The organism is Streptomyces sp. NPDC036815 (assembly GCF_055609205.1).
Genome location: NZ_JBVJPW010000008.1, coordinates 152,584 through 169,535, shown reverse-complemented (window position 1 = coordinate 169,535; position 16,952 = coordinate 152,584). Strand labels below are relative to the sequence as shown.

The window sequence follows — 16,952 nt, the reverse complement described above, 5'->3', positions numbered from 1 at the left end:
TTGTAGCGCACGCCACAGAGCAGACAGGCAACCTCCATAGCAATTCGGACATATGAGGACCCCAGCGGCCGAAGTGGCCACTGGGGTCCCCTTGTGTCCTGACCGTCACTCAGCCGGTGACCACACTCACGTCACCGATCCCGAGCGCCCTGACGGGCTCCTCGATCTGCGCGGCGTCCCCGACGAGGACCGTCACCAGGCGGTCCTCCGGGAAGGCGTTCACGACGGCCGCGGTGGCCTCCACGGTGCCGGTGGCGGCCAGCCGCCGGTACAGCTGCGCCTGGAAGTCGTCCGGCAGGTTCTGCTCGACCTGGTCGGCGAGGGTGGCCGCCACGGAGGCGGCCATCTCGTACTTGAGCGGGGCCACGCCCACCAGGTTCTGCACGGCCACATCGCGCTCGGCGTCGGTCAGGCCCTCGGCGGCGAGGGTGCGCAGGACCTTCCAGAGGTCGTCGAGCGCCGGGCCGGTGGACTCGGTGTCCACGGAGCCGCTGATGGCGAGCATCGCGGCGCCCGTGCCGTCCGGCGCCGAGCGCAGCACCTGGCTGAACGCCCGCACTCCGTAGGTGTATCCCTTCTCCTCCCGCAGGACGCGGTCGAGGCGGGAGGTGAGGGTGCCGCCCAGGCAGTACGTGCCGAGGACCTGGGCCGGCCAGACGCGGTCGTGCCGGTCGGCGCCCACGCGGCCGATCAGCAGCTGCGTCTGGACCGCTCCGGGGCGGTCCACGATGACGACGCGGCCGCGGTCGTCGGCGGTCACCTGCGGCACCGGGCGCGGTTCGCCCGCGGAGCCGGTCCAGGCGCCGACGGTGTCCGCGAGCACGGTGTCCAGGTCGGTGCCGGTCAGGTCGCCGACGACGACGAGGGTGGCCGTCGCGGGCCGCACGTGCTTCTCGTAGAAGGCGCGCACCGCCGCCGAGTCGATGGCCGTGACCGTCGCCTCGGTGCCCTGGCGGGGCCGGGACATGCGCGAGGTGGCCGGGAAGAGCTGCCGGGAGAGCTCCTTGGCGGCGCGGCGCGCCGGGTTGGCCGCCTCGTGCGGGATCTCGTCCAGGCGGTTGCGTACGAGGCGTTCGATCTCGCTGTCCGCGAAGGCGGGGGCCCGCAGGGCGTCGGCGAGCAGGCCGAGCGCCTTGGGCAGCCGGGAGACCGGGACCTCCAGGGAGACCCGCACGCCCGGGTGGTCGGCGTGCGCGTCGAGCGTCGCGCCGCACCGGTCGAGCTCGGCGGCGAACTCCTCGGCGGAGTGCTTGTCGGTGCCCTCGTTGAACGCCCGCGCCATGATCGTGGCGACGCCGTCGAGGCCCTCGGGCTCGGCGTCCAGCGGCGCTTCGAGGTGGATCTCGACGGCGACGACCTGCTGGCCGGGGCGGTGACACCGCAGCACGGTGAGGCCGTTGGGCAGCGTGCCGCGCTCGGGCGCGGGGAAGGCCCAGGGCTTGGCCGTACCGGCCTGGGGCTGTGGATGGAACTGCATCGTCGCGGCCTCGGTCACTTCGCCGCCTCCTCTTCCTCGGCGTCCACGGCGTCCTCGACGCCTGCTTCGCCCTCGTCGGCGACGGTCACGGGTTCGTACACGAGCACCGCGCGGTTGTCCGGGCGCAGGCGGGCCCTGGCGGCCTCCTGGACCTCGGCGGCGCTGACGTCGAGGACGCGCTGCACGGCGGTGAGGGCGAGCTGCGGGTCGCCGAACAGGACGGCGTACCGGCACAGTTCGTCGGCGCGGCCCGCGACCGTGCCGAGCCGGTCGAGCCACTCGCGCTCCAACTGGGCCTGGGCGCGCTCCATCTCCTCCGGAGTGGGGCCCTCCGCGGCGAAGCGGGCGAGCTCCTCGTCGACGGCCGCCTCGATGACGGGCACCTCGACGTCGCCCGACGTCTTCACGTCCAGCCAGCCGAGCGAGGGCGCCCCGGCCAGGCGCAGCAGACCGAACCCGGCGGCGACCGCGGTGCGGTCCCGGCGCACGAGGCGGTTGTAGAGCCGCGAGGACTCGCCGCTGCCGAGAACGGTGAGGGCGATGTCGGCCGCGTCGCACGCGCGCGTGCCGTCCTCCGGGAGGCGGTAGGCGGCCATCAGGGCGCGGGCCGGTACGTCCTCCTCGACGACCTCACGGAGCTCCTTGCCGATGCGCTCGGGCAGGGAGCCGTCGCGCGGCGGCTGCTTGCCGTCGTGCCCGGGGATCGACCCGAAGTACTTCTCGACCCAGGCGAGCGTCTGTGCCGGGTCGATGTCGCCGACGATCGACAGGACGGCGTTGTTCGGCGCGTAGTACGTGCGGAAGAACGCGCGGGCGTCCTCCAGGGTGGCCGCGTCCAGGTCGGCCATGGAGCCGATCGGCGTGTGGTGGTAGGGGTGGCCCTCCGGGTACGAGAGAGCGGTCAGCTTCTCGAAGGCGGTGCCGTACGGGACGTTGTCGTAGCGCTGGCGGCGCTCGTTCTTGACGACGTCCCGCTGGTTCTCCATGGACTCTTCGTCGAGCGCGGTGAGCAGCGAGCCCATCCGGTCGGCCTCGAGCCACAGGGCCAGCTCCAGCTGGTGGGCGGGCATGGTCTCGAAATAGTTGGTGCGCTCGAAGCTCGTCGTGCCGTTGAGCGAACCGCCCGCTCCCTGGACCAGCTCGAAGTGGCCGTTGCCGTGCACCTGCTTCGAGCCCTGGAACATGAGGTGCTCGAAGAGGTGCGCGAGGCCGGTTCGCCCCTTGACCTCGTGGCGCGAGCCGACGTCGTACCAGAGGCAGACCGCGGCGACCGGGGTCAGGTGGTCCTCGGAGAGCACCACGCGCAGGCCGTTGGCCAGCCGGTGCTCGGTCGCTGTCAGGCCGCCGGAGCCGGCCTCGGCTGTGGCCGTGTGACCCATGGGCATGTACGTCCCTTCGATCGCTGGATCATCGCTGGATCAGAACAATTGCTGCCAGTCCTGCCACTGTATGCAAGCGTGTCAGCACCTGACGAAGTTCCCGCTCCGCCCTCGGCGTAGTCGCGTGTGACGCCGCCGGTGCACGGGTCGTGGTCTGCGTTGTCAGTGGGACAGTCCACAATGGTCGGCGTCAGATCCCGCACTTGTTGGTGAAGGAGCCGCAGCAGCGATGGCCCGCCGCAGCACGAAGACCCCGCCGCCCGACGACTCGTACGAGGAGAAGATCCTCGACATCGACGTCGTCGACGAGATGCAGGGCTCCTTCCTCGAGTACGCGTATTCGGTCATCTATTCACGAGCCCTGCCGGACGCCCGCGACGGCATGAAGCCGGTGCACCGCAGGATCGTGTACCAGATGAACGAGATGGGCCTGCGCCCCGACCGCGGCTACGTGAAGTGCGCCCGCGTCGTCGGCGAGGTCATGGGTAAGTTGCACCCGCACGGCGACGCGTCGATCTACGACGCGCTGGTGCGCATGGCCCAGCCCTTCTCGATGCGCCTCCCCCTGGTGGACGGCCACGGCAACTTCGGCTCGCTCGGCAACGACGACCCGCCGGCCGCCATGCGGTACACCGAGTGCCGGATGGCCGACGCCACGTCCCTGATGACGGAGTCGATCGACGAGAACACGGTCGACTTCGAGCCGAACTACGACGGCCAGGAGAGGGAGCCCACCGCCCTCCCCGCCGCCTACCCGAACCTCCTGGTCAACGGCGCGTCCGGCATCGCCGTCGGCATGGCGACGAACATGCCGCCGCACAACCTCGGCGAGGTCATCGCCGCCGCCCGGCACCTGATCAAGCACCCGGCGGCCGACCTAGAGACCCTGATGAAGTACGTGCCGGGCCCCGACCTGCCCACCGGCGGCAGGATCGTCGGCCTGACCGGCATCAAGGACGCGTACGAATCGGGCCGCGGCTCGTTCAAGATCCGCGCCACGGTCTCCGTGGAGAACGTGACGGCGCGCCGCAAGGGCCTGGTCGTCACCGAACTGCCCTTCTCCGTGGGCCCCGAAAAGGTCATCTCCAAGATCAAGGACCTGGTCGGCTCGAAGAAGCTCCAGGGCATCGCCGACGTCAAGGACCTCACCGACCGCGCGCACGGCCTGCGCCTGGTCATCGAGATCAAGAACGGTTTCGTCCCCGAGGCCGTCCTGGAGCAGCTCTACAAGCTGACGCCGATGGAGGAGTCCTTCGGCATCAACAACGTGGCCCTGGTGGACGGCCAGCCCCTCACCCTCGGCCTCAAGGAGCTCCTCGAGGTCTATCTCGACCACCGGTTCGACGTGGTGCGCCGCCGCAGCGAGTTCCGCCGCAGCAAGAAGCGCGACCGCCTGCACCTGGTCGAGGGTCTCCTGGTCGCGCTCCTGGACATCGACGAGGTCATCCGCCTCATCCGCTCCAGCGAGAACTCCGCGCAGGCCAAGGAGCGCCTGATGGAGCGCTTCTCGCTGAGCGACATCCAGACGCAGTACATCCTGGACACGCCGCTGCGCCGGCTGACCAAATTCGACCGCATCGAGCTGGAGTCCGAGCGCGACCGGCTCAACGGCGAGATCGACGAGCTGACCGGCATCCTGGAGTCGGACGCGGAGCTGCGCAAGCTGGTCTCCGCCGAACTGGCCGCCGTCGCCAAGAAGTTCGGCACCGACCGGCGCACCGTGCTCCTGGAGTCCACCGGTTCCCCGGCCGCCACGGTCTCGCTGCAGGTGGCCGACGACCCGTGCCGGGTGCTCCTGTCGTCGACAGGCCTCCTGGCCCGTACGGCGAACGGCGAGCCCTTCGCCGACAGCGACACCAAGCGCGTCAAGCACGACGTGATCCTCTCGGCGGTGCCGGCGACGGCGCGCGGCGAGGTGGGCGCGGTCACGTCCGGGGGGCGGTTGTTGCGCCTCTCCGTGGTGGACCTCCCCCAGCTGCCGGAGACGGCGGCGGCCCCCAACCTCTCCGGAGGGGCGCCCGTCTCGGAGCTGCTCTCCCTGGAGAAGGACGAGAAGCTGATCTGCCTGATGACGCTCGACGAGTCCTCGCCGGGCCTCGCGCTCGGCACCGAGCAGGGCGTCGTCAAGCGCGTGGTCCCCGACTATCCGTCCAACAAGGAGGAGTTGGAGGTCATCACCCTCAGGGACGGTGACCGGATCGTCGGCGCGGCCGAGCTGCGCACCGGCGAGGAGGACCTGGTCTTCATCACGGACGATTCCCAGCTCCTTCGCTACCAGGCCGCGCAGGTGCGTCCCCAGGGCCGCCCCGCCGGTGGCATGACGGGCATCAAGCTCGCGGACGGCGCGAAGGTCATCTCCTTCGCGGCGGTGGATCCGGCGGTGGACGCGGTCGTCTTCACGGTGGCGGGCTCGCGCGGCACCCTCGACGACTCGGTGCAGACGACGGCCAAGCTCACGCCGTTCGACCAGTATCCGCGCAAGGGCCGCGCCACGGGCGGTGTCCGAGTCCAGCGCTTCCTGAAGGGCGAGGACTGCCTGAGCTTCGCCTGGGCGGGCCCGACGCCTCCGCACGCGGCGCAGCGCAACGGCGCCCCGGCCGAGCTGCCGGAGATCGACCCGCGGCGTGACGGTTCGGGCGTCTCGCTCGCGAAGCCGGTGGCGGCGGTGGCGGGGCCGGTGTAGTCGGCGGCGGCGGTGGCGGGGCCGGTGGAGTCGGCGGCGGGCCGACCTCTGGCCCGGCCTGCCTGTCTGCCCGCCCGCCTCCGGCCTGCCTGCCTCTGGCGGACCCGCCTGCCGCTGGCTAGCTCGCCTCGGCCGGTTCCTCTACCGGCCCCTCGTCGGGCTCCTGGACGTAACGCAGTACGCCCCACATGCCGCGCTCATCGGCCTGTGGGGCGTACTCGCGACAGGCCTCCAACTCCTTCTCCAGAGCCGGGACGTCGACGCCCGACCCGATGAGCACCAGCTGCGTCAGCCGCGGCTCGTCCGGAGCCCACGGCTCCGGGTAGAAGCGCAGGAACCGGCCCACAGCGTGCACCTCGTACCGGTTCCGCGGGTCGGCGGCGCCGAAGTCGACGTACCCCTTGATGCGGTAGAGCCCTTCGGGCCTGCTGTCGAGCAGGGCCATGAGGGGGCGCGGCCCCATGGGCACCTCGGAGGTGAAGGAGAGGCTTTCGTACGCGGCGTGCAGGTGGCCGTGGAGGGCGCAGGAGCCGTCTTCGCAGCGCCCGCCGTCCTCCGGAGCGCCCGTACCGGCGTCGCCTTGCTGGTCGACGTCGCCCCGCAGGTCGTCGAAGGAGAGCTGTCCGACCCGCTCCCCCACCGGCGCACGGTCGAAGAAGAGCTCCACGTCGACGCGGCCGTAGGAGGCGGCGACGACGGCCGCGCGCCCCGCGAGCCCGCGGACGACGCCGAGGACCCGCTCGCGCTCCTCGCCGGGCACCCGGTCGGCCTTGTTGACGACGACGAGGTCGGCGATTCCCAGGTGCCGCTCCACCTCGGGGTGGCGCTCCCGGGTCGCGTCGAACTCGGCGGCGTCGACGACCTCGACGAGCCCCCCGTACACGATGTGCGGGTTCTCGCTGGCCAGCAGCATCTTCACGAGTTCCTGCGGCTCGGCGAGCCCGCTGGCCTCGATGACGATGACGTCGATGCGCGCGGCGGGCCGGGCGAGCCGCTCCAGGTACTCGTCGAGCTCGCTCGCGTCCACGGCACAGCACAGGCATCCGTTGCCGAGGGAGACGGTCGAGTCGCCGAGCTGCCCGGCGACCGACATGGCGTCGATCTCGATGGACCCGAAGTCGTTGACGATGGCGCCGATCCGGCTGCCGCCACTGCGGTGCAGCAGATGGTTGAGCAGGGTCGTCTTGCCGGAGCCCAGGAACCCGGCCAGGACGACGACCGGGATCTGCTGCTTGTTCAACGCGGGCCTCTCGTGTCGACGAAGGTACGGGCCGCGGCGGGCCCCGTACGACGAATGAAGACGGCCCCAGGATAAGTGGGCGTAGTCGGGCCGCGAAGTGAACGATTGTTAGCGGCGCTCGCGGGGCACACGTCAGGCATGGCGCCGGGATGTGCGACCCCTGCTTCCTTCCGTGCGCCTCCTCTCCGCCTCCCCGCCGGTCAGAGCCGCTCGGCACCCTGGGAGACGGCAAGCGCACCGCCCATCGCTCGCCGGTCCGCTCCCTGTCGACCCGCACCCGACGACCGGCGGACGGTCGCCGATTCGGGGGTTGACATGACCACACAGAACTTTTGGATACGGGGGGTGAGTCCGGCCACCGCGGCGGGACTGGCCTTGACCATCGGCACCGTGGGTGCCTTGATCAACCAGCAATTCCAGCTCAAGAGGTTGCGTCTGCGGCTCGAACGGTGCGAGCGGCCGGACCGCGGCGAACAGCAGCGGCACGTCGACCTGGCCAACCAGCAGCGACTCCAGTGGGAGCTACTGAGCAAGGCGATGGAGGATCCCACGCTCGCGGCCGTGCTCGACACGTACGAGGGCTCGGTCCCGCCCACCAAGCACCGCCAGTTCCTCTTCGCCAACGCCCTGTACACCAACGCCCTCCTCGCCTACCGCATCGGCAACGTCAGCCGGGTCGAGCTCTTCGGGCATCTGCGCGGCACGCTCCAGAACCCCATCTTCCGCGAGTACTGGGAGGTGACACGGGCCGCCAGGGCGAGCCTGGAAGAGGGCTCGGTGGAGGCCCAAGTCGGCCGCATGGTGGACAACTTGCTCCATGACCTCGACGAGGCCGAGACAGAGGAATGGTGGGTGGTCGGCACCCCTCCGGAGTGAACGGCGGGACGTCCGCGTCCTCGGAGAAGTCGTATCGGCGCAATTACCCATCGGTGGTCCAGGCACGTCAGCCCCGGATGCAGAACGTGGAGTCGTACCGTTGCCCACCCCTGTGACGCGGCAGCAGTGGCGCCAGCTACTGGTGAGCAATCTGATCGTCAGCATGTGGAGCAGCGATTTCAAGCTGAATCTCGTCGACGAACCCACCGTGCGGGCCACGCTGGAGGGCTACTTCCGCGGCGAGGTCGGCCGCGCCTGCTGGGCGAACAGCGGGCCCTCGCGGCAGCGGCTCATCGCATCGGGTTCCGATCGCCTGCTGCGCCGCTTCGTGCACCTCGCCGACGAAGCGCATGCCGCCGCCACGGCCGCGGGGCCGCCCGTGCGATCCGCCGAGTACTTCCTGCCGCCCTCTCCTCCGGCGCCGCCCACCGGCTCCTGACCGGATGCGTCCGCTCGGCACGTACTCCCGACGGGCCGTCAAGGCGTCACAGCAGAACACAGGTTGGCTGATTCTCGACTGTCCCGGTGGGTGAAAATGGCGCGAGGGTGCCCTCGGTGGATGGCAACGTACCGCTCGTGACCACTCCAGACATCACCCGCCGCATCGGCGCTTCCCCTCGTCAGCGCGGCAGCCTCGACGGCAACACATGCCCGGACATCTTCGAGCTGAGTGACGGCTCCTTCGCCGTCATCGGCGCCGACAGGACCGCGGCACTCGACAGCAAACTTCCGGCCGACGCAGGGCGTTCGCATGACGAACGGATCGTGGTCATCACCCGCGAAACGCTACTTCGCGCCAAGACCGACATCCCCGATGTCTGATCGATGAGCCGCCCTCCGGCCTGCCCCGCGTGCGGGCCGGTCGGAGTCTTCGTACCCGTACCCGTACCCGTACCCACCAAGGGCCTGGCCGTCACAAGCGCGGCCAGGCCCTCTTCCGTCAAGCCTCCGGAAGCTCCTGCACCGGAGGGGCGAGGCTCGCCGACAGCGGAGCCGAGGCTGCGACCGGCGGTACCGGAACCGGCGGAACCGCCCCCACATACCGCGCCGCCGGGCGGATGATCTTCGAGTCGCGGGCCTGTTCCAGGACGTTCGCGCTCCAGCCGACCACCCGCGCGGACGCGAACGTCGGCGTGAACATCTCGCGGGGCAGCCCGCACAGCTCCATGACGACGCCGGCGTAGAACTCCACGTTCGTGTGCAGTTCCCGCCCCGGCTTCAGCTCCGCCAAGATCGCCTCGACGTGCCGCTCCACCTCGACCGCGAACTCCACCAGGTCGCCGCCGAACTGCTGCGCGACGCCCCGCAGCATGCGTGAGCGCGGGTCCTCGGTGCGGTAGACCGGGTGCCCGAAACCCATGATGCGGTCGCCCGCGAGGACCCTCTCGCGGATCCAGCCGTCGATGCGGTCGGGGGCGCCGATCGCGTCAAGGGTGTCCAGGGCGCGGCTCGGCGCACCGCCGTGCAACGGGCCGGACAGCGCACCGACCGCGCCGACCAGACAGGCCGCCACATCCGCACCGGTCGAGGTGATGACCCGGGCGGTAAATGTTGACGCGTTGAACCCGTGATCAATGGTCGAGATCAAGTACTGCTCGATCGCCCGGGCACGCACCGAGTCCGGCTCCGAACCGGTGAGCATGTAGAGGTAGTTGGCGGCGTACGACAGGTCGTCGCGCGGTTCGACGGGGTCGAGCCCCTGGCCGAGCCGGTACAGGGCGGTGAGCAGGGTCGGCACCACGGCGGACGCGGCCAGGGCGTCCGCGCGGCGCCGGTCGTCGTCGATGTCGTAGACCGGACGGAAGCCCTGCGACGCACCGAAGAGCGACAGCGCGGTGCGCAGCCCGGAGAGCGGCCCGGACAGCGCGCTCGCACGAGCGACGGCGGGCAGCGCGTCGCGCACCTCGTCGGGCAGGTGCCGCAGCGACGCGGTGTGCGCGGCGAAGGCGGCGCTCCGCTCGGCGTCCGGCAGCTCGCCGTGGAACATCAGGTGCCAGACGTCCTCGAAGCTGCGGTGCTGCGCGAGCTCGACCGCCGAGTACTGGCGGTAGTGGTAGAAGCCCTCGTGTCCCCGGACGTCCCCGAGTTCGGTCTCGGTAACGACGACGCCCGCGAGTCCTCGTGGGACCTGGACGGGTTCGGCGGGGGTGGCGGTGGAGCCATTGATCGGCATGTTGTTCCTCGACTTCCTACCTGGACTTGATTCGACTGTCCATGCTTGACTGAAGCTCTGTCAATATTGATTGAATCAATACGAAAATGCAGTCGTCGCGATGCGGATACGGTGACGCCCATGACGGATCAAGGAACCACGCACGAAAGCCGGCGGCTCAGCACCAAGGAGGCCGCCGAACTGCTCGGCGTGAAGCCCGAGACCGTGTACGCGTACGTGAGCCGCGGTCAGCTCAGCAGCCGCCGCGGCCCGGGGGCACGGGGAAGCACGTTCGACGCCAAGGAGGTCGAGGCGCTGGCCCGCAGAAACAGGCGGGAGCCCGCATCCCCCGCCACCGGCAACGAACTCTCCGTACGCACCCGCATCACGTTGATCGACAAGGACCGCTACTACTTCCGCGGTGTCGACGCGACAGAGCTCGCCCTGAACCACTCCTTCGAAGAGGCGGCCGAGTGGCTCTGGACCGGTGTCCTGCGCCCCGGTGTCGAGTTCACCGCCCCCAAGGAGGCCGCCTCCGCGGCCCGTCGCGCGGTCAACGCGCTGCCCGAGCACAGCGGTCCGACCGACCGCCTGCGCGTCGCCGCCATCTCCGCCGCGGCCGCCGACCCGCTGCGCTTCGACCTCTCCGAAGAGGCGGTCATCGGCACCGGACGCACATTGATCCCCACCCTCGTGACCGCGCTCCCCCCGGTCCTGTCCGGCCACCGTGACGAAGGGCCCCTGGCCCGCCGGCTGTGGGCACGGCTGACCGGCAGCAAGCCGGACGAGGCGGTACTGCACACGCTCGACACGGCCCTCGCGCTGCTCGTCGACCACGACCTCGCCGCGTCGACGCTCGCCGTCCGGGTCGCCGCCTCGGCGCGCGCCCATCCCTACGCCGCGGTGTCGGCGGGACTCGGCGTACTGGAAGGCCCGCTGCACGGTGCGGCGAGCGGTCTCGCCCACCGCATGCTGCTCGACGTGCTCGACCGGGGCAGCGCGGCGCCCGTCGTCGCCGACGAGCTGCGTGCGGGCCGCCGCGTCCCCGGGCTCGGGCACCGCCTCTACCCGGGCGAGGACCCGCGCGCGCAGGCGTTGTTCGCCCTCCTGGAGGTGATGCCGAAGGCCGGTCCCGCCCTCGCCGCGGCCCGCGACGTGGTGGCCACCACCGCCCGCCACACCGACCTGCGGGCCAACGTGGACCTCGCGCTGGCCGTCTTCACGGCCTCCTCGGGGATGCCGGCGGAGGCGGGCGAGACGGTCTTCGCGGTGGCGCGTACGGCGGGCTGGATCGCCCATGCTCTGGAGGAGTACGGCGAACGCCCCCTGCGCATGCGCCCGAGCGGCCAGTACGTAGGCGTGCGCCCGCCCCAGCCGATGCCCTCTCCCGCGTCCTCCCCCACACCGTGACGCCCCGCTCCTGTGGGGCGTGCGGCGGCTGGGGCGGTGCGGGTTAGGCTCGCCTGCGTGAGTACGTGTGCGACCGCCTCGCGGGACCTGGACGAGCCTCTCGCGGGCACCGCGGCCACCGCCAGGACGTGGCTTCTGCTGGAGCAGCCCGGTCCTTGGGGTGCCAAGGCGCTGAGGTCCAGCCATCTCGACCCGGAGACCGGCCGCGCCCTGGAGGCCGCCGCCGAGGGGACCGGCGTACGCATCGCTCTCATCCGCCGCCCCGGACGCCACGCCGACTGTCACGCGTCGACGCGACACCAGGTGTACGTGGGGCACACCGTCCCCGGTCGCACCTGGCTGCGCGGCGCGGTGATCGACGACCCGCGCCAGCTGCTCGACCTCGACTTCGCGGCACTCGGCGCGGGCGACCACGGCGGCTTCGGCGCGGCGCACACCGGCGCCCCGCTCGTACTCGTCTGCACCAACGGCAAGCGCGACCGCTGCTGCGCCCTGCTCGGCAGGCCGCTCGCCGCCGAGCTCGCCGAATCGGGTGAGAAGGGCGCCTGGGAAATCACCCATCTGGGTGGCCATCGCTTCTCTCCCACCCTGCTCGTCCTGCCGTACGGATACGCGTACGGGCGAGTGCGGGCGCCTGCCGTCAAGGAGATCCTCGACGCGGCCCGCGCAGGCCGCGTCGTCACCGATGCCTGCCGGGGAAACTCCGCCTGGGAACGTCCCGGACAGGCCGCCGAGCTCGCGGTGCGCACGACGGTCGGCGAGTACGCGGCCGGGGCCCTGAGCGTCCTCCGTACCGACGGCCCGAGCCCCCACCGGGAAGTGACCGTCGCGCACACCGACGGCCGCCGGTGGCAGGTCACCGTCGACGAGGTTGCCTCGCTCCCGCCCCGCCCGGAGAGCTGCGGCGCGACTCCCGCGTCGCCGACGCGGATGGACGTGACGGCGGTGCGGGCGCTCCAGGACGGGGCGGACGGTCATCGCCCGCTCGGCGCCCCGTAAAACCGCTCCCGCACCCGCGGCCCTCGTACGAGATCCCTGCCACAGTGACTTCGAAGTAGCCCGTCGGCGGCCGTACCGTTCGTACCCATGAGCCCGACCTCCCCTGCGCGACGCCTCCGCCTCGGTCTGCCGCGGCGCGTGTTCTCGCAGGTCCTGCTGATGCAGCTGGCCATCGCGGCCGGGGTCGCGGTGCTCGCCACCGGTCTTTTCCTCGCGCCGCTGAGCGACCAGCTCGACGACCAGGCGATGCGCCGCGCGCTCGCCATCGCGCAGACGACGGCCGCCCAGCCACGGCTCGCCGAGGACCTGTCCGCCTCCAGACCCACGGCCGACGGTCCCGTCCAGGCGGCGGCCGAGCGGATCAGGCGGGCCAGTGGCGCCGAGTACGTGGTGATCATGAACAAGGACGGGGTCCGCTGGTCCCACACGGACCGCGGCCAGATCGGCAAGGTCGTCTCCACGGACCCCAGCGACGCCCTCGCGGGCCGTGACGTCATGGAGATCGACAACGGCACTCTGGGCCGCTCGGCCCGCGGCAAGGTGGCGCTGCGGGACGCGGGCGGGGACATCGTGGGGGCTGTCTCCGTGGGGATCGAGTACGACAGTGTGCGGGCCCGTCTGGTCCACTCGATCCCGGGACTGCTCGCCTACGCGGGTGGGGCCCTCGCGGTCGGCGCACTCGCCGCGTATCTGATCTCCCGCAGGGTGCAGCGGCAGACCCGGGACCTGGCCTTCTCCGACATCTCCGCCCTGCTCGCGGAGCGCGAGGCCATGCTGCACGGCATCCGTGAGGGGGTCGTCGCGATCGACCGGGGCGGCCGGATCCGGCTGCTCAACGACGAGGCGCAGCGGCTCCTCGGCCTGGGCACGGAGGTGATCGGGCAGCCGCTCGACGACGCGCTGGGGGTGGGACGTACGACCGATGTGCTGGCCGGCCGGGTCACCGGCACCGACCTTCTGACCGTACGCGGGCAGCGCGTCCTGGTCGCCAACCGCATGCCCACCGACGACGGCGGCGCCGTCGCGACCCTGCGCGACCGCACGGAGCTGGAGCAGCTCGGCCGCGAACTCGACTCCACCCACGGTCTCATCGATGCCCTGCGCGCCCAGGACCACGAGCACGCCAACCGCATGCACACCCTCCTCGGCCTGCTCGAACTGGAGATGTACGAGGAGGCGGCGGAGTTCGTCGGCGAGGTGGCGGGCGCCCACCGGGTGACCGCGGAGCAGATCACCGAGAAGGTCCACGACCCGCTGCTCGCGGCCCTGTTGGTCGGCAAGGCCACGGTCGCCGCGGAGCGGGGCGTCACACTCTCGGTGCCGCACCACAGCGCGCTGCCCGACCGGCTCGTGGACCCGGGCGGCCTCGTGACGATCGTCGGCAACCTCGTCGACAACGCACTCGATGCCGCCGCGGGCACCCGCCACGCGCGCGTGGAGATCGATGTGCGCGCCGACGGGCGGACCGTGGTCCTCCAGGTACGCGATTCCGGTCCGGGAGTGCCCGTCGGGCAGCGCGAGACGATCTTCACCGAGGGCTGGACCACCAAGGAGCCGCCGGCCCACGGCAAGCGCGGCATCGGCCTCGCCCTGGTCCGCAGGCTCGCCGAGCGGCAGGGCGGCAGCGCGCGGGTCGACGAAGCGCCGGACGGGGGCGCGGAGTTCACCGTCGTGCTGCCGGAGGCGCTCGCGGAGCCCGATCTCGCCCCCGCCGAGGAGCACGATGAGCGAAGCCATGAAGGAGCCACGATGACCGGGGCCCCGAAGGAGTCGCGATGATCGAGGTGCTCGTCGTGGACGACGACACCCGGGTCGCGGACGTCAACGCCGCCTACGTGGCGAAGATCCCCGGCTTCCGGGTGGCCGCGAAAGCCCACGACGCCGCCGAGGCCCTGCGCCTCGTCGAGAACGTGCCCGTCGACCTGGTGCTCCTCGATCACTATCTGCCGGACGAGACCGGCCTCTGGGTCGTACGCAGCCTGCGGGAGCGGGGCCACCAGACCGACGTGATCATGGTGACCGCCGCGCGCGACGTCGCCACGGTGCAGGCGGCGATGCGGCACGGCGCACTCCAGTACCTGGTCAAGCCGTTCTCGTACGCCGGCCTGCGCGCCAAGCTCGACGCGTACGCGACTCTGCGCCGCACGCTGGACGGCGGAGGCGAGGCCGAACAGGCCGAGGTCGACCGCATCTTCGGCGCCCTCTCGGCGACGCCGGCGCCCGAACTGCCCAAGGGGCACTCCCCCACCACGGCGGAGCTGGTGCGCCGGGCGCTGATGGCCGCGGAAGGGCCGCTCTCGGCCCAGGAGTTGGCGGACCGCACGCGGTTGAGCCGGCAGACGGCACAGCGCTATCTGAAGCTCCTGGAGCGCACCGGCCGGGTCCGGCTGAGCCTCAAGTACGGCGACACGGGCCGTCCGGAACACCGTTACGAGTGGGCGGCCAGCGGCTGAGCGGCCCGAAGCTCCGCGACGTGGCAGGGAATCGTTACACCGCCCCGGCGCCGGTGAGCGACCGCACCTCCGTCTCCGCGTGCTTGGCCTCGTCCGCCTCGTCCCGCGAGGTCACCGTGCCGAGCCAGCCCGCGAGGAAGCCGAGCGGGATGGAGACGAGGCCCGGGTTCTCCAGCGGGAAGTACTGGAAGTCCACGCCAGGAAAGAGGGAGTGCGGCCCTCCGGATACGACGGGAGAGAGGGCGACCAGCGCGAGCGCGGGCAGCAGTCCTCCGTACACCGACCACACCGCGCCCCGGGTGGTGAAGCTCCGCCAGAACAGGGAGTAGAGCAGCACCGGCAGGTTGGCGGACGCGGCGACCGCGAAGGCCAGACCCACGAGGAACGCGACGTTCAGGTCGCGTGCCAGCAGGCCCAGGCCGATCGCGACCACTCCGATCCCGGCCGCGGCGACGCGGGCCACCGCCACCTCGCTGCGCGGTTTCGCGTTCCGCCGCCGCAGGGAGGCGTACAGGTCATGGGCCACGGACGCCGAGGAGGCCAGCGTGATACCGGCGACCACGGCGAGGATCGTGGCGAAGGCGATGGCGGCGACGATCGCGAACAGAACCGTTCCGCCTGTGGAGTCCGCGCCGCCTCCGAGGTCGAGGGCGAGCAGCGGGACCGCCGTGTTCCCCGCGGCATTCGACCCGCGTACGGCGTCCGGGCCGACCAGAGCGGCCGCGCCGAAGCCGAGCACGATCGTCATCAGATAGAAGCTGCCGATGAGCCCGATGGACCAGACGACCGAACGGCGGGCGGCTCGCGCGGTCGGCACGGTGTAGAAGCGGGTCAGAATGTGCGGCAGCCCCGCAGTGCCGAGCACGAGCGCGAGCCCGAGGCTGATGAAGTCGAGCCGGGCCGTCCAGCCCCCGCCGTACTTCAGCCCGGGCGCGAGGAACCGGTCGCCGTGGCCACTGCGGTCCGCGGCGGTCCGCAGCAGTTGGTTGAAGTCCCCGTGGAAGTGCACCAGGACGAGCACAGTCAGGGCGATCGCCCCACCCATCAGCAGCACCGCCTTGACGATCTGGATCCAGGTGGTGGCCCGCATCCCTCCCATCGAGACATAGATCACCATGAGCGCACCGACGCCGATGACCGTCCAGGTCTGCGCCGCTCCGCTCGTCCCGCCGAGCAGCAGCCCCACCAGCGAGCCCGCCCCCACCATCTGCGCCACCAGATAGAGAACGGAGACGGTCACCGAAGAGGTTCCCGCCGCGATCCGCACCGGACGCTCTTTCATCCGAGCGGCGACGACATCACCGAGCGTGAACCTGCCGCAGTTGCGCACCAGTTCGGCCACGAGGAACAGCACGACCAGCCATGCCACGAGGAACCCCACCGAGTAGAGCAGCCCGTCGTACCCGAAGAGGGCGATGAGCCCGGAGATGCCGAGGAAGGAGGCGGCCGACATGTAGTCGCCGGCGATGGCGAAACCGTTCTCCATCGGGGAGAAGAGCCGCCCGCCCGCGTAGAACTCCTCGGCCGAGCCCTGGCGGTGACGGCTCGCCCAAGTGGTGATCGCCAGCGTGACGGCCACGAACACCCCGAACAGCAGAAGCGCGAGGTTCTGGTGATCCCCCATCAGTGCTGCCCCTCCTGCTCCCGTGCCGCGTCGCGCCCGTGCGAGGCGTCCCGCTCCCGCCGCTGCTCCTGCTCCCTCTTCTGCTCGAAGACGGCCCAGCGCAAGTCGAGCGCCGCCCGGTCCCGCCGCAACCGGGCGTGCCGCGCGTACGCCCAGGTCAGCAGGAACGTCGAGAGGAACTGTCCGAGCCCCGCCAGCATCGCCACATTCACGGCCCCGGTGATGGGGCGCGCCATCAGCCCCGGCGCGGTCGTCGCGGCCACCACGTACGCGAGATACCAGGTGAAGAAGAGGGCCGTAGCCGGGACGACGAACCCTCGATACCGGCTGCGCACCTGCTGAAAGGCGTCGCTGCGCTGCACTTCCAGGTAGATGTCGTCCGGTCCCGCACCCCGCTGCGGGCCCGGAGCCCGGGGCGCCACCACTGAGGCCGGTGCCCCTGTGCCGTCCAGTTCTCCCCAGCCGGAGGCGAGCGCGTCGTACCAGGGGTCCCTCAGGTCGCCGGACCGGTCCGGGCCGACATCAGCCCGGCCCGGCACCACATCGGGCCCGTCGTGGTTCTCCACCGAACTCTCCTTAGTCCGCAGCCCTGTTCGGCCACGTGCCCAAGGATGGACAGAACGGTTAGATCTCTGACTCCCCTTCCCCGCGCTCTTCAC

General features: G+C 71.3%; 14 protein-coding genes. 8 read left to right on the top strand and 6 right to left on the bottom strand.

The genetic code is table 11. The features are described from left to right. Positions 1–109 precede the first annotated feature (109 nt). On the bottom strand, positions 110–1,495 hold the full coding sequence (locus ACZ69I_RS18695; RefSeq protein ID WP_470833306.1) for a M16 family metallopeptidase: 1,386 nt from the start codon (positions 1,493–1,495) through the stop codon (positions 110–112). After that, on the bottom strand, positions 1,492–2,862 hold the full coding sequence (locus tag ACZ69I_RS18690) for a M16 family metallopeptidase (protein ID WP_467676763.1): 1,371 nt from the start codon (positions 2,860–2,862) through the stop codon (positions 1,492–1,494). The genes ACZ69I_RS18695 and ACZ69I_RS18690 overlap by 4 nt, the downstream gene beginning before the upstream one ends. 223 nt (positions 2,863–3,085) lie before the next feature. Here ACZ69I_RS18690 and ACZ69I_RS18685 point away from each other — a divergent pair, with 223 nt between their 5' ends. After that, entirely contained in the window at positions 3,086–5,539 is a 2,454-nt protein-coding gene (locus ACZ69I_RS18685) for a DNA gyrase/topoisomerase IV subunit A (RefSeq protein WP_467676765.1), read from the top strand. 118 nt (positions 5,540–5,657) lie between these two features. Here ACZ69I_RS18685 and ACZ69I_RS18680 read toward each other — a convergent pair whose 3' ends face one another. Next, positions 5,658–6,779, bottom strand: a complete 1,122-nt coding sequence (locus tag ACZ69I_RS18680) for a CobW family GTP-binding protein (protein ID WP_470833303.1) — start codon at positions 6,777–6,779, stop codon at positions 5,658–5,660. Positions 6,780–7,094: 315 nt separating this feature from the next. Here ACZ69I_RS18680 and ACZ69I_RS18675 point away from each other — a divergent pair, with 315 nt between their 5' ends. The 3 genes from ACZ69I_RS18675 to ACZ69I_RS18665 all read left to right on the top strand — a co-directional run bounded on the left by ACZ69I_RS18675 (position 7,095) and on the right by ACZ69I_RS18665 (position 8,477). Beyond that, entirely contained in the window at positions 7,095–7,655 is a 561-nt protein-coding gene (locus ACZ69I_RS18675; RefSeq protein WP_470833302.1) for a DUF6082 family protein, read from the top strand. A gap of 100 nt (positions 7,656–7,755) precedes the next feature. After that, a complete protein-coding gene (locus ACZ69I_RS18670) occupies positions 7,756–8,094 on the top strand; it encodes a DUF6082 family protein (protein ID WP_470833300.1) in 339 nt (112 codons plus the stop codon). A 137-nt stretch (positions 8,095–8,231) separates the two neighbouring features. Beyond that, positions 8,232–8,477: a hypothetical protein gene (locus tag ACZ69I_RS18665; protein WP_467676771.1), complete on the top strand. Its 246-nt coding sequence runs from the start codon at positions 8,232–8,234 to the stop codon at positions 8,475–8,477. A gap of 118 nt (positions 8,478–8,595) precedes the next feature. Here the strand turns inward: ACZ69I_RS18665 and ACZ69I_RS18660 are convergent, their stop codons facing one another. Further along, positions 8,596–9,828 (bottom strand): citrate synthase/methylcitrate synthase, encoded by a 1,233-nt coding sequence (locus ACZ69I_RS18660; RefSeq protein ID WP_470833298.1) that lies wholly within the window; start codon positions 9,826–9,828, stop codon positions 8,596–8,598. Between the two features lie 120 nt (positions 9,829–9,948). On the opposite strand from ACZ69I_RS18660, the gene ACZ69I_RS18655 reads away from it, so the two are divergent. The 4 genes from ACZ69I_RS18655 (at position 9,949) to ACZ69I_RS18640 (ending at position 14,669) form a co-directional block, all read left to right on the top strand. Further along, a complete protein-coding gene (locus ACZ69I_RS18655) occupies positions 9,949–11,217 on the top strand; it encodes a citrate synthase family protein (protein WP_470833297.1) in 1,269 nt (422 codons plus the stop codon). Between the two features lie 57 nt (positions 11,218–11,274). Then, positions 11,275–12,216, top strand: a complete 942-nt coding sequence (locus ACZ69I_RS18650) for a sucrase ferredoxin (RefSeq protein ID WP_470833295.1) — start codon at positions 11,275–11,277, stop codon at positions 12,214–12,216. Between the two features lie 87 nt (positions 12,217–12,303). Beyond that, complete coding sequence (locus ACZ69I_RS18645; protein WP_470833293.1) at positions 12,304–13,995, top strand: sensor histidine kinase; 1,692 nt, start codon at positions 12,304–12,306, stop codon at positions 13,993–13,995. Then, the gene (locus tag ACZ69I_RS18640; RefSeq protein ID WP_467676781.1) at positions 13,992–14,669 is read left to right on the top strand and encodes a response regulator; all 678 of its coding nucleotides are present in this window, start codon (positions 13,992–13,994) and stop codon (positions 14,667–14,669) included. Before ACZ69I_RS18645 ends, ACZ69I_RS18640 begins: the two co-directional genes overlap by 4 nt. A 34-nt stretch (positions 14,670–14,703) precedes the next feature. On the opposite strand, the gene ACZ69I_RS18635 is transcribed toward ACZ69I_RS18640, so the two are convergent. Next, positions 14,704–16,296: a solute symporter family protein gene (locus tag ACZ69I_RS18635; protein ID WP_470833486.1), complete on the bottom strand. Its 1,593-nt coding sequence runs from the start codon at positions 16,294–16,296 to the stop codon at positions 14,704–14,706. Continuing rightward, on the bottom strand, positions 16,293–16,859 hold the full coding sequence (locus ACZ69I_RS18630; RefSeq protein WP_467676783.1) for a DUF485 domain-containing protein: 567 nt from the start codon (positions 16,857–16,859) through the stop codon (positions 16,293–16,295). Before ACZ69I_RS18630 ends, ACZ69I_RS18635 begins: the two co-directional genes overlap by 4 nt. Positions 16,860–16,952: the final 93 nt, after the last annotated feature.